The following is a 12,634-nucleotide window of genomic DNA, read 5'->3' as shown; positions in this document are numbered from 1 at the left end:
TTAAAAAAAACTTGAAGAGGCCTATAAAAAAATGGTAAATGAAAATTCAAAATCATGAGAAACGGCTCAAGGTGAAGGAAAGCATGGGGAAATAAATTAAACTTTATTTCAAGAGTTAATTTACTGATTTTGAAAAGAGATTAATAATTACGACTCCAGCCACAATTAAAAATAACCCTATTATTGCGAAGGCATCCAAATGCTGTTGGGAAACAACCTAGCTAATAAGTGAAATAAGCACTAAATAACATGCTATTTCGTAACCAATGATTACAATAATGGACGGTCCGAATTTAGCAAAATCCTCAGAAGCTTTAAGAGCAGAGATGCTGATTACTTGAGAAATAATTACGATAAAAAATAATTTTCTAATTAAAAAGGGAATATTAACCCATAATCACAGTTTTTTTTATTCATAAATTCTCGAATGACTTCTTTTCCTAACTCTCGCTCGTACCCCTCAGAATTTTTGACGCCCCCAAAAAGCAGGCGTGGATCAGATTTGACAAAAGTGTTGATGGCACACGGTAACTACAGCCTGAAATCTTCGAGCAGCGATATTCTCGCCTCGTGTGGTATTTTTTGTAAAAACGGCAACGCCGAGACCAAATTTTGAATTGTTAGCTAATTCAATTCCTTCTTCTTTATCTTTAGCGCGAATAAGGGCAATTACGGGCCCAAAAATTTCTTCATTAAACACTCATTGGCTTGGATTTATTCCTGATAACAGTGTAGGAGGATAATAGAAGCCTTTACTTTTGAGAATTTCTCCTCCTGTTTCTAATTTGGTTTTTACAATTCGAAGTTTTAGAAATTCTTCGGCCTGTTCAGCATATTCGCCGGCGGTAATTGGCTTACCCATTTCTTTCGCCATTAATTTTGCGTAATCTCTTTTATCTGCAAGTAATAATTCAGCCACCTGGTGTAATTTTTCTCTACGTTCTGTAAAACTGACCGTATGCTGATTTTCGTAAGTCTCGTGTACTTTATCAATAACTTCTTCAATTTCTTGATCGGACATTTCTTTATATTCTTTGAGTACTTTCCCAGTACTCGGATTAACGGTTTGTATTGAGATCCTTATTTCCTCTCGTTATTAGAATGACTACTGACGCGATAGGTTATCTTTAAACACCGTAACAAAATGATGCGGATTCGTTTCTTGCCAGAGTTTTTGATATCTTTTAGATTTTTTTGGAATTCGCCCCTTCAAAATATCTTTAGGTTTTTAAGGTAAAGAAAAATTTCATTCTAAGATAGAGCCGCATCTCAGCTCACGCCGCGATATATGAAAGGGTTATAAATCTTCTGGGTGGGGGGTAAGTCCGGCAATGCCTAATACTTCAAGGAAACTTTCAAAGAAACTTTTTAGGCTGCTTTCATGGAAATTTTTTATACAAAAATACAAAAACAGATTTTTCATCAATGTGAAGGGCATAGCGGCGTTTCGGATCTTGGGTAGTAACGCCTGTGGGACAGATGTTGAGGTGGGAGCAGTGTGACTGCACACAATCTAGAGCAAAAATCATTCCCCTTGCGCTGTTTAAAATATCTGCTCCAAGAGCAATTTTTGTTAGTATATCGAAGCCAGTAATGACCTTGTTACTGCCAATTAATCGGATATGTGGACGGGGCACCAATACCTACTAAGCAATTATTATACGCAAATATCAAGTACGCAAATATTAAGCCTTCATTAAGTGGCATGCCTACGCGGTCGAAAAATTCTAAGGGCGCTGCACCTGTACCTCCTTCCGAACCATATATGACGATAAAATTCGGATAAATCCCCATTTCTAATATGGCTTTGCAAATAACCATAAATTCCTCAAGGATGCCAATACAAAGCTTGAACGCAGTCGCTTTCCGCCACTAAGTTCCCGAAGCTCTTGTACAAACTCCAGTAAACCAATGGGAGTTGAAAAGTAGAGTGCATAGGGGGCGATATACAATCCACACCAGTTTCTACTCCGTGTGCTTCTGACAATTCTTTATTAACTTTTGCCCCGGAGAGAATAGCATCATGTGACGGTTTAGCACCTTGAGATATTTTTATTTCCACCATTCTAACGTTAGGAATTCGAGACCTTGCTTTAAATTGTTCTGGGTCAAATTTTTCCTCTTTGGTGCGGCAACCAAAATAAGCGGTGCCAATTTTCCACAGGAGATTGCCGCCTTCCATTAAATAGTATTTACTTAATCCCCTTTGCCCGTATCTTGATGGAAATTGCCCATCTTTGCACCACGTTTAAATCCCGAATTGCTTCGGGGTTGATGGCTCCAAAATTCATAGCAGAGATATTAAAGCGAGAGGTGGAATAGGGCTTACTACTATTACTATTACGCGCTTGTAAATATTACGCGCTTGTAAACGAGAAATTGCTGAACGTGGGTAAACGGAGCACCTTCTTCCTCGTCTTCGATAAAATAAGCGTGGATTTCTGGACGAATGCCGAGGAGGATATGGCGTCAGTGCCCCCAAACGGGATAATTCCTTAAAATATTGCTAAAATATTGCTTTCTTTTTTTTGAAAGATATCATAGAGCCCAACCAAAAAAGAGGATCAGCCACAATAAGACCCCACAAAATAGGAGGCCAAAAAAAAGCTACAATAAAAATTGGTATAAAGACAATTGCTGATATTAAATAAAAATAATTTTTAATATACGCTATTTTTAACTAGTTAATAATTGAATTGAAATGCGCTTCTAAATTTTGCACAATAACTAACTATGAAAAATTTTGGAAAGCCAGTAATTTTGATTATTATTTGCCTCCGCAATTAATTGCGCAACAGCCTTTGCCAAAATGATCCGCTAGCCGATTGTTATGCATTGATTGCAGTCAACAAACGATCTCTTATCAACAACTTATTCATTTTTTAACTTTGTGGAACCTAACGATTTAATTGTTTTGAACGATACCAAAGTCATTTCTGCTCGCTTGTTAGGTTATAAAGAAACAGGAGAAAAATTAGAATGTCTCATTGAACGTATTTTATCGTCCAATCGATTTTCGGCTCATATACCAGTGAGAAAAGCACCCGGAGCGGGAAGTTGAATTATTATTAGAGATAATTTTGAAATTCTAGTCACGGATCGGCATGAGGATTTATTTGAATGCGCTGTGGATCCCTCACTATCGCTCTTAGATTTGTTACATAAATATGGACAAATACCTTTGTCCCTTATATTCAGCGGAATCTTAATAAAGAGGACCTATGTCACTATCAAACAATTTTTGCTGAAAAAGAAGGAGCTATCGCAACACCCATGACAGAGTTACATTTTGACAATGACACATTTAAGCTTCTGCGTAAAAAAACATTGCTTTCGCACGTGTTACGTTACATGTGGGAGCCGAAACTTTTCAACTCGTTAACGTGTGGAATCTTTGTGTGAGCATCGGATGCATAGCGAATGGATGGAAGTTCCTCCCTCCGTGTGTAAGGCTATCAAGTTGTGTCATGAAACAACGTCGGGTAATTGCCATCGGGACGACAGTTATGCGCTCTTTAGAGACAGCTGCCAGAAGTGGAGAATGCCAACTTTATATATAGGGTAGACTGATTTATTTATTTTTACCCTGGATTTAAATTTAATTGCGTGGATATGTTGTTAACTAATTTTCACTTCTCAAAATCTACTTTGTTGATGCTGGTCTGTGCTTTTGGTAGTTATGAATTAATAATGAAAGCTTACCAAGAGGCAGTTAAGAAAGAATATCAATTTTTTAGTTATGGTGTGATCCAATGTTGATTTCATAGAAGCCCTTAGCTAAGCTACATGCCCTAATAAAGTTAGGAGATATTCGTGACGTATCAACATATTTCTATTCCCGCCCAAGGTGAAAAGATTACGGTTAACAATGAAGGCAGTTTAAATATACCGAACCAACCGATTATTCCCTATATAGAAGGAGATGGCATCGGGGTGGATATTACGCCAGTGATGAAAAATGTTATCGATGTAGCGGTAGAGAAGGCCTATAAGGGAAAGCAAAAGTTGGCGTGGATGGAAGTTTACGCAGGTGAAAAAGCCACTAAAGTGTATGGAAAAGACATTTGGCTGCCCGATGAAACTTTGGAAGCGATTAAAACGTATCAGATAGCTATTAAAGGTCCTCTTACCACGCTTGTCGGCGGAGGGATTCGTTCGTTAAATGTAGCGCTTCGTCAAAATTTAGATCTCTATGTCTGTCTTCGTCCTGTACGTTATTTCAAAGGTGTGCCAAGCCCGATGAAGGCGCCTGAAAAAGTGGATATGGTTATTTTTAGAGAAAATTCAGAAGATATTTATGCGGGCATCGAATGGAAGGCAGGAAGCCCAGAAGCCATTAAACTTATCAATTTTTTTACAAAAAGAAATGGGGGTAAAGAAAATCCGTTTTCCGAAAATGGCAGGTATTGGGATTAAGCCCGTTTCTCAAGAAGGAAGCACTCGGCTCATACGTCGAGCGATTCAATATGCCATCGATAATAATAGCGATTCCGTAACCTTTGTTCACAAAGGCAATATTATGAAATTTACGGAAGGTGCCTTCAAAGATTGGGGCTATGAGGTGGCCGTTAAAGAATTTGGCGCAAAACCATTGGATAGTGGCCCTTGGCATTCGTTTAAAAATCCAAAGTCAGGTGAAACCATAATCATTAAGGACGTAATTGCTGATGCTTTTTTACAGCAAATTCTTCTGCGACCCTCTGAATATAGTGTTATCGCTACTCTCAATTTGAATGGTGATTATATTTCGGATGCTTTAGCAGCAGAAGTTGGCGGAATTGGTATTGCTCCCGGTGCTAACTTAAGCGATACCATTGGTTTATTCGAAGCAACCCATGGTACCGCACCTAAATATGCGGGACAAGATAAAGTCAATCCGGGTTCTCTCATTTTGTCCGCTGAAATGATGCTACGTTACCTCGGTTGGGAAAAAGCAGCAGATTTGGTCATTAAAGGAATTGAGGGTGCCATTAAGCGTAAAATGGTAACCTACGATTTTGCTCGTTTGATGGATGATGCTCACGAGGTTAGTACGTCCCAGTTTGGTAAGACAATTATCGAGCATATGTAAGGGCTTATCACCGCTTGCCACAAGGGTAGGGGTTGGTAGAGAGTGAGTCAAAGAGAATTAAGTCCTGGGAGTCTGGCTTATAGATTTATGACTAGCGATTATAGTCATTTCTACGATGCCAGATAGTCCTAACTCCTGGGCACAGACTTGAAATTTGCTTATCTGTTTCCGGGCTATTGGTTAACTTATTAATCTCTTCTTGTCGGAAAATTAGCAAAATTAGCAGATAAATAGCTTCTAATGTTTGAATATTACCGTCTTCAAAATCGGGTCTCAGTCTCGTGGCATGTTGTTTTAAAGCATATTGAATAAGTTTTTTTAGGAGTTCATCTGATGTTTGAATGACTTCCAACTTATGATCAACTTAACATAATCTTAAAATGGTAAAGGATCTCAAAAAAAATGATTATAACTATTATAACTACTTGTAAATCAAAATAAAAAAGTGTCAATACGACGAATCTCCCATAACGAGTAGAAAAAACTCTTTTCTTTTTACCACATTTAAGTGGAGAGGATGTTAATAACTTAGCGTAGGAGGGCCGGGTCATGTTTAGTAAAACTCTGGAGAAGACCTTAAATCGCGCGTTTTTCCAAGCTTGAGATAGGCGTCATGAATTTATCACCATCGAACACCTTTTGCTGGGCCTTTTTGGATAACCCGAAGGAGCAAGAGTGGTTGCCGCTTGCGAAGCCAATTTAGATCGCTTAAAGGTGGGTTTGGGTATCTATCTTTAAATATTGAAAATATTGATAGAAACTACCCCAGGCAATTTATGATGTCCAATATAACAAGCCCTCCCGAAGTGACAGGAACGAACATTTTAACTACCATTTTTAGTGAGCCTAGAAGTCAAGCAATTTATTTCTTGAGCCAGGAGAATATTAGCTGAATCGATATTATCAATTATACCATTCAAGGTATCACTAAACCCCGCCATAAGACCCGTTTTATCCCAGATCATCATCAAATGTCAGAAGGCACTGGAATGTAAGAAACCACGGTGGATGAAAATCTAATCGATCTTTACACAATAAATTACGCAAAATCGTGGAGTAGACGCGTAGACCCGATTATTGGTTGGCAAGAAGAGTTAATGCGTTGTATTTAAATTCTTTGTCGACGAACTAAAAATAATCCTTTTTTATTGGTAGGCGATACAGGGGTAGGTAAAACAGCTATTGTGGAAGGATTAGTGCAATGAATTGTACAAACAAAATCGAGTACCGAAACCTCTTTCTCATGGCACTGTTTATTCCCTAAATTTAGGGATATTGCTTTCAGGTACCAAATATTGGGGTGATTTTGAAAAACGGTTTAAGTCGGTATTAAAGTTCCTTAAGTCGAGAAGCTGGCGTGATTGTATTTATTGATTTGATGAGATTCATAATTTAATTGGTGCGTGGGTCAGCTATCGGCGGCACCTCTATGAAGAGTTTCGTAATTTCTTTTCGAACAGACTATGCCTTATTAAGTCGTTTTCAGAAAATCGATGTAAAAGAACCTTCGATTCCAGAGGTAATTAAAATTTTGCAGGGTGGTGTAAGGTCGCGGTATGAGAGTTATCAGCAAATTCGATATACTGCGGATGCTTTGAAACGGGCTGTTGAATTATCAACCCGTTATATTTTCGATCGACAATTGCTGAATAAGGCGATCGATATCATCAACGAAGCAGAGGAGGGAGCTTACCAACAACTACAAAGTGAAGCAACTACAAAGTGAAAACAGAGGAAATACTTTGATAAGTATCAAAGAAATTGAAGCGATTGTCGCCAAGATAGCACGAATCCCTATTTATAATATTATTCAAATATTACTCAAACCGATAAAGAATTGTTACTGGAATTACCTAAGCAACTTAAAAAAGTAGTTTTGGGCAAAGTAAATCGGTGGAAGCTCTGTGTAACGCTATTAAATTATTGCGTGCGGGCATAAATAATGCTGATAAACCCGTAGGATCATTTTTGTTAGCAGGTCCTACTAGGAAGTAGGTAAAACTGAAATCACTCGTCAACTAGCAAGTACATTGGGGATTGAGTTAATTCGATTTGATATGTCGGAATATATGGAACGTCATACGGTCTCTCGTTTAATTGGAGCCCCCTTCTGGCTACGTTGGGTATGATCAAGGAGGTTTTTTTACTGAGGCTATCCGAAAATAACCTCATACTGTTTTGCTGATGGATGAAATCGAAAAAACATATCCAGATGTTTTCAATATTCTTTTGCAAGTAATGGATTATGGTTATCTGACTGATAATAATGCGAAAATTGTTACGACAACTAATTCCGATGCCGATCAGTTGGAGCGTGGAACGATTGGTTTTTCCGATCAAAATATAGAGCAAGAAAGTTTGAGTGCAATTAAACATTATTTTAGTGCTGAATTCCGCAATCGATTGGATGTAATTATTCAATTTAATTACTTGGAATGCTACGATACTTAAGATTTTAGCATGGAAGCGAAACAATGGCTGGCTGAGCATGGTTATAATAAAAAAATGGGTGCCCGCCCCAATGGCCCGCATAATCTAAGAGAAATTAAAAATTCCTTTGGCGGACCAGTTATTATTTGGAGAACTCCATGAAGGAGACGAAATTGTAGTCGACGTAGTGGAAGGTCAGCTGACTATTCAACATTTAGTAAATAATTTACAGGGGACTATTCTTCTGATTGAGCAGATTTTCTTCCTGCTTCACGATATACAATTCGGCCCCGGCTTAAATCGTAAGGAGTTAATTCTACGATCACTTCGTCACCCGTTAGAATGCGAATATAGTGTTTCCGCATCCGCCCAGAAATATGGGCTGTGACGACATGACCATTTTCAAGCTTAACTCTGAAAGTTGTGTTAGGCAGCGAATCAATCACTACCCCTTTCATTTCAATAGATTCTTCTTTTGGCATAAGACTTGATTCTGTTTAAAAAAAGTAATAGTGCCTGAAATAGTCTCTTTAATCAATAGGTTTTTAAATCCCAAGAAAGTCAAAGTGTTAATTCATTTAAGAAAGCTAACTCTACTTCGTTATTATCATTTTGGATGGTGAAGAGAAAGACCTGGCTGAACAGATCTAGCAAAGAATCCGAGTTGAGAAAACTATTTTTTAGATTATGGAGAGGAGTTTGCTGAAGCAGTTGCTAAAGATAGCCTTTATAAAACAACCAGTTGATGGTCACGAGTAAGTAGTGCATCAGCAGACGCTTTTGCAAAAGGTTTTTGTTAAAGGAGGACATTTTGTTGAGGCGCTTAGCTGAAGCAGTAATTAAGGAAACGTGATTAAACTCTCTTACCTATGATCTTCATGAGCTCGTTAATGAGGTTTGTTGAAGTAGTCACTCTGTGAATAAGCTCAAATAGCGCTCCGCATCCAGCGCCGCCATACAACCCATCCCTGCGGCGGTGATAGCTTGCCGATATACGTGGTCGGTAACGTCGCCCGCCGCAAATACACCCGGAATGTTCGTGGCGGTAACGTTGCCTTCTAAACCGGATTTGGCGCGTAGGTAACCCGCCTCATTTATATCGAGTTGGTCCTTAAAGATTTTTGTATTAGGGTCATGACCAATGGCGATAAACAAACCATCGATGCGGAGTTCTTGGGTTTTCTCATCTTGAACATTTTTAGACGAACGCTGGTTACGCCTTGATCATTGCCAAGGACTTCGTCAACTACGTGGTTCCATTCAATGTTGATATTTCCATTCTCCACTTTTTTCATTAATTGCGCAGTAAGCATTTTTTCGGAACGTAATTTATCCCGACGATGAATGAGGGTCACATGAGAAGCGATATGGAAGAGGTAAAGAGCTTCCTCTACGGCTGTATTTCCGCCCCCTACGACAGCGACTTTTTTCCCGCGATAAAAAAACCGTCACAGGTGGCACACGACGAAACTCCTTTGCCCATATAAACCTTTTCCGAAGGTAGTTCTAAATAGCGGGTGGAAGCCCTGTAGCTATGATTAAAGCATTACAAGTGTAAGTGCTTCTATCACCGGTGAGAACAAAAGGCCGCACTTTTAAATTTGCTTCACGAATGTGGTCAAAAATTATTTTGGTATCAATACGTTCTGCATGTTTTTGCATTCTCTTCATAAGTTGAGGACCTTGTAATCCCGGTGCTTCGCCAGGCCAATTATCCACATCTGTGCTAGTCATTAATTGTCCGCCTTGTTCAATTCCCGTGATCATAATAGGTTTGAGATTAGCACGGGCGGCATAGATGGCTGCAGTACAGCCGGCGGGACCTGAGCCTAGAATGATAAGAGAATGGTGTTGTTCATTATTCATAATTTTATCTGATTTAGGTGTTTGTTAGAGAATTATTCAGGCTATAATACTAACTGTAATTATTCAGCAGTTCTAGTGTTCATTTAATGACGGGTGCGATTAGAACTGAGATTTTTTTCTCCCAGTTTTAATTGCATTTTCATCGACGTAGGTGAAGGAGTTCCAATGAAGCGAGGTAAAAAGCGCAAAAAATTACAAAAGGAAACGAAGATCAATTCTCGAACGAATTTAAGCTATCGTTTGCGTGAAGGATTTTTTATTTTAGTGCTCGCATTTTCCATTTTCCTTCTTCTTGCCCTAGTGAGTTATCACCCCTCAGACCCGAGTTGGTCGCATAGCGTAGCAATTAAAAAAGTGGCTAATGTTACAGGAGAAATAGGGGCATGGATTTCTGATTTTCTTTTATACACGGCTGGATACTTAGCTTATCTTTTTCCTTTCATTCTTTCCTTTGCTGGATGGATTTTCTTCCGAAATCGACATAAACAACGGACTGAACCTCTCATAATATGGTCTTTGGTTCTTTTACGTTCTCTGGGATTTTTGTTGCTGTTATTAGCAGGCACAGGGTTGGCTGTTATTCATTTGTCTTTTTCACCCTCTCATCTTCCGTTTAATGCAGGTGGGATACTCGGCACTGTGGTGGCGGGAACATTACTGCCTATTTGTAATAGGGTGGGAACCACATTAATTTTATTTGCTTTCCTAATGATTGGAATCACTTTATTCACCGGCTTATCTTGGTTTTGGTTTTTGGAATTTTTGGGTGAAGTTTTAATGAAGCTCGCAAGGTTAACAAAAGAACAGTTGCGAGTAATTTCATGGAAAGATTTATTTCCCATACCCTCCCTCAGAAATCAAGAGGTATCGGTCGCTATTCCTCAAATTAAAGTGGTAGAGCCGGCATTTATTCTAGAACCACAGGAAATGAATACCAAACCAAAAATCGCTGAACGTCCCAAATTAGAAATTGTGGATACAGAGTTTAAAGCACCTCGATTTAAAGGTTCTGTGATCATTCCAGATCTTTCTTTGCTGGATAAACCCGTTAAGGATCATGAAGCCTCTTATTCCGAAGAGGAATTACAACAAAGGTCTAAAGAATTGGAATTGCGTTTGGCAGACTTTGGAGTTCAGTCTCAAGTGGTGGCCGTCCATCCGGGGCCTGTGGTAACTCGTTTTGAGTTAGAGCTGGCTGCTGGGACAAAGGTAAGTCGGGTAACTAACTTAGTGAAAGATTTGGCTCGTTCTTTGTCGGTGATCAGTGTGCGAGTGGTTGAAGTCATCCCGGGTAAATCCGCTATTGGCATTGAGCTCCCTAATAAGGTTCGGGAGGTGGTGCCCTTGTATGAAGTTTTAGCTACCAAGCAGTATCAAAATGCGCGATCCAGTTTAACGTTGGCATTAGGGAAAGATATCGGGGGCCACCCGGTCATCGTTGATTTAGCAAAAATGCCTCATTTGTTAGTAGCAGGCACAACGGGTTCCGGTAAATCTGTTAGTTTGAATGCCATGCTGTTAAGCCTTCTTTATAAAGCTACTCCGAAACATTTACGCCTCATCCTTATTGATCCCAAGATGCTGGAACTTTCTGTTTATGAAGGGATCCCCCACTTGCTAACTCCCGTAGTGACTGACATGAAAGACGCAGCTTCAGCGTTACGTTGGTGTGTAGCCGAAATGGAGCGGCGTTATCGTCTCATGGCTTCGTTGGGAGTACGTAATATTCTGGGCTACAATGCTAAAGTACGAGAGGCAAGTGAAGCCGGAGTGCCTTTGCTAGACCCACTGCAAAGCAATGAAGAAGGGGGCTGCCACAGCTCCAAGAGTTGCCACAGATTGTAGTAATTGCGGACGAATTTGCGGACATGATGGTAGTAGTAGGCAAAAAAGTTGAGACCCTCATCGTTCGCCTCGCGCAAAAAGCTCGTGCAGCAGGGATTCATTTAATTTTTGCTACTCAACGACCCTCTGTAGATGTGATTACGGGTTTAATAAAGGCTAATATTCCTACCCGTGTTGCTTTCCAAGTTTCTTCCAAAATTGATTCGCGGACTATTTTGGATCAACAAGGAGCAGAACAACTATTGGGCCATGGAGATTTGCTTTACTTAGCTCCGGGTACGGGAGTTCCGGTTCGAGTCCATGGCCCTTATGTCAAGGATGAAGAGGTTCATCGCGTAGCGAAATATCTGAAGAAGAGTAGCGAAGCCAATTATGTAGAAGGAATTCTCGATGAAATGACGACTCAGGACCTAAGAGGATTTACAGAAGCTGCTTTAGGGGGTGGATCCGAGGAAGGCGAACGAGACCTCCTTTACGACCAAGCGGTAGAGGTCGTTATTCGGTCTCGGCGGGTTTCTGTGTCGAGTATTCAACGCCGCTTTAAGATTGGGTATAATCGAGCTGCCCGAATCGTGGAAGCCATGGAAATAGCCGGTGTGGTTAGTCCTATGGAAAATAATGGAACCCGCGAAGTGTTGGTGTCCTCACAAGAAAATTAAAATGGTGAACCCACGAAGGTTCTAAATAATGTGTTTTGGTCAAAAATCGGCTTATTAAAAAATAATACAATGAATTATTATATACAATGAATTATTATAGAAATAACTTATTTTTTTTCTATTATTTTTGCTTATCCCTTTAGTCGGTATTGCAGTTGATCAACCTGATGCCACCTCTCAGTTAAGTCAATTGCTGTCCGGTTTTCATACTTATCAGGCTACATTCAGACAAACAACTTTCGATAATGAAGAACGAGTAATCCAACAAAGTCGGGGTCGAATAATGATCAAACGGCCGGGATGTTTTCGGTGGGAAACAAATATTCCTACCAATCAAATTATCATCACTAACGGAAAAACCTTATGGGTTTATAATAAAGATTTATCTCAAGCTAGCAAACAACCACTGGCAAAAAGAACAAATATTAATCCTGCCTCTTTGTTATCAGGTTCTATAAAAGATTTAAAACAAAACCTTACAATAACAAGTTCACCAAATGATGGTACTGTAGTATTTGAATTAGTGCCTCGAATTAAAAAAGATCTCAATTTTAAATGGATCCGATTAAAATTTTTTCAAAAGCAACTGACAGAAATGACCGTATTAAATAATTTAGAGGAAAGAAGTATTTTTCAATTTAAAAAAATTAAAATTAACCAACTGCTAGCGGATCACTTATTCGAATTTAAACCCTCGCGTGATGTTGATGTCATCAAAAAATTAATTTTATTCCCCTTGCTATTTGAATACGTCCTCGCTCAC

11 protein-coding genes and 6 pseudogenes are annotated in these 12,634 nt (G+C 39.3%); 10 read left to right on the top strand and 7 right to left on the bottom strand.

All coding sequences use genetic code 11. The features are described 5' to 3' along the window. Window positions 1-496: 496 nt before the first annotated feature. The 5 genes and pseudogenes from B1F79_RS05845 to B1F79_RS05825 all read right to left on the bottom strand — a co-directional run. On the bottom strand, window positions 497-700 hold the full coding sequence (locus B1F79_RS05845) for an aldehyde dehydrogenase family protein (protein WP_251366349.1): 204 nt from the start codon (window positions 698-700) through the stop codon (window positions 497-499). Beyond that, window positions 701-1,021: an aldehyde dehydrogenase family protein gene (locus B1F79_RS05840; protein WP_251366348.1), complete on the bottom strand. Its 321-nt coding sequence runs from the start codon at window positions 1,019-1,021 to the stop codon at window positions 701-703. Between the two features lie 358 nt (window positions 1,022-1,379). Beyond that, window positions 1,380-1,637, bottom strand: coding sequence for a glutamate synthase-related protein (locus tag B1F79_RS05835; RefSeq protein ID WP_251366347.1), 258 nt, complete (start codon window positions 1,635-1,637; stop codon window positions 1,380-1,382). Further along, a complete protein-coding gene (locus tag B1F79_RS05830) occupies window positions 1,603-1,794 on the bottom strand; it encodes a glutamate synthase-related protein (RefSeq protein WP_251366356.1) in 192 nt (63 codons plus the stop codon). Before B1F79_RS05830 ends, B1F79_RS05835 begins: the two co-directional genes overlap by 35 nt. A gap of 34 nt (window positions 1,795-1,828) precedes the next feature. Continuing rightward, window positions 1,829-2,200, bottom strand: a pseudogene (locus B1F79_RS05825) (glutamate synthase-related protein); the annotation flags it as partial. 714 nt (window positions 2,201-2,914) lie between these two features. Between B1F79_RS05825 and B1F79_RS07145 the strand changes: the two are divergent. The 8 genes and pseudogenes from B1F79_RS07145 to B1F79_RS05790 all read left to right on the top strand — a co-directional run bounded on the left by B1F79_RS07145 (window position 2,915) and on the right by B1F79_RS05790 (window position 7,663). After that, window positions 2,915-3,061, top strand: a complete 147-nt coding sequence (locus B1F79_RS07145) for a hypothetical protein (protein ID WP_372443163.1) — start codon at window positions 2,915-2,917, stop codon at window positions 3,059-3,061. A gap of 104 nt (window positions 3,062-3,165) precedes the next feature. After that, window positions 3,166-3,560, top strand: a pseudogene (locus tag B1F79_RS07140) (S-adenosylmethionine:tRNA ribosyltransferase-isomerase). 52 nt (window positions 3,561-3,612) lie between these two features. Further along, entirely contained in the window at window positions 3,613-3,759 is a 147-nt protein-coding gene (locus B1F79_RS07135) for an S-adenosylmethionine:tRNA ribosyltransferase-isomerase (RefSeq protein WP_372443162.1), read from the top strand. A 54-nt stretch (window positions 3,760-3,813) separates the two neighbouring features. Next, window positions 3,814-5,071 (top strand): annotated as a pseudogene (gene icd, locus B1F79_RS05815) (NADP-dependent isocitrate dehydrogenase). Between the two features lie 1,399 nt (window positions 5,072-6,470). Then, window positions 6,471-6,797, top strand: coding sequence for a hypothetical protein (locus B1F79_RS05805; RefSeq protein WP_251366345.1), 327 nt, complete (start codon window positions 6,471-6,473; stop codon window positions 6,795-6,797). A gap of 304 nt (window positions 6,798-7,101) precedes the next feature. Continuing rightward, window positions 7,102-7,200 (top strand): AAA family ATPase, encoded by a 99-nt coding sequence (locus B1F79_RS05800; RefSeq protein WP_251366344.1) that lies wholly within the window; start codon window positions 7,102-7,104, stop codon window positions 7,198-7,200. A gap of 55 nt (window positions 7,201-7,255) precedes the next feature. Next, on the top strand, window positions 7,256-7,522 hold the full coding sequence (locus tag B1F79_RS05795; RefSeq protein WP_251366343.1) for an AAA family ATPase: 267 nt from the start codon (window positions 7,256-7,258) through the stop codon (window positions 7,520-7,522). A 9-nt stretch (window positions 7,523-7,531) separates the two neighbouring features. Continuing rightward, window positions 7,532-7,663 (top strand): ClpB D2-like domain containing protein, encoded by a 132-nt coding sequence (locus tag B1F79_RS05790; RefSeq protein WP_251366342.1) that lies wholly within the window; start codon window positions 7,532-7,534, stop codon window positions 7,661-7,663. A 74-nt stretch (window positions 7,664-7,737) separates the two neighbouring features. Here B1F79_RS05790 and infA read toward each other — a convergent pair whose 3' ends face one another. Both infA and trxB read right to left on the bottom strand, forming a co-directional pair. Then, window positions 7,738-7,983 carry a translation initiation factor IF-1 gene (infA, locus tag B1F79_RS05785; RefSeq protein ID WP_251366341.1) on the bottom strand — a complete coding sequence of 82 codons (246 nt, stop codon included), beginning with the start codon at window positions 7,981-7,983 and terminating at the stop codon, window positions 7,738-7,740. A 427-nt stretch (window positions 7,984-8,410) separates the two neighbouring features. Continuing rightward, window positions 8,411-9,367 (bottom strand): annotated as a pseudogene (trxB, locus tag B1F79_RS05780) (thioredoxin-disulfide reductase). 165 nt (window positions 9,368-9,532) lie between these two features. Here trxB and B1F79_RS05775 point away from each other — a divergent pair. Beyond that, window positions 9,533-11,871, top strand: a pseudogene (locus B1F79_RS05775) (DNA translocase FtsK). A gap of 127 nt (window positions 11,872-11,998) precedes the next feature. Next, window positions 11,999-12,592 (top strand): annotated as a pseudogene (lolA, locus tag B1F79_RS05770) (outer membrane lipoprotein periplasmic chaperone LolA); the annotation flags it as partial. Window positions 12,593-12,634: the final 42 nt, after the last annotated feature.

Source organism: Coxiella-like endosymbiont of Rhipicephalus sanguineus (assembly GCF_018687865.1).
Note: the sequence above shows the minus strand (reverse complement) of the source record. Positions and strands in the feature narration are given on the sequence as shown.

Bases quoted from the DNA above. Each gene is read 5' to 3' on its own strand.
- B1F79_RS05840 (WP_251366348.1), bottom strand. From the start codon at position 1,021: ATGTCCGATCAAGAAATTGAAGAAGTTATTGATAAAGTACACGAGACT.
- B1F79_RS05830 (WP_251366356.1), bottom strand. From the start codon at position 1,794: ATGGGGATTTATCCGAATTTTATCGTCATATATGGTTCGGAAGGAGGT.
- B1F79_RS07135 (WP_372443162.1), top strand. From the start codon at position 3,613: ATGTTGTTAACTAATTTTCACTTCTCAAAATCTACTTTGTTGATGCTG.
- B1F79_RS05795 (WP_251366343.1), top strand. From the start codon at position 7,256: ATGGATGAAATCGAAAAAACATATCCAGATGTTTTCAATATTCTTTTG.
- B1F79_RS05790 (WP_251366342.1), top strand. From the start codon at position 7,532: ATGGAAGCGAAACAATGGCTGGCTGAGCATGGTTATAATAAAAAAATG.
- infA (WP_251366341.1), bottom strand. From the start codon at position 7,983: ATGCCAAAAGAAGAATCTATTGAAATGAAAGGGGTAGTGATTGATTCG.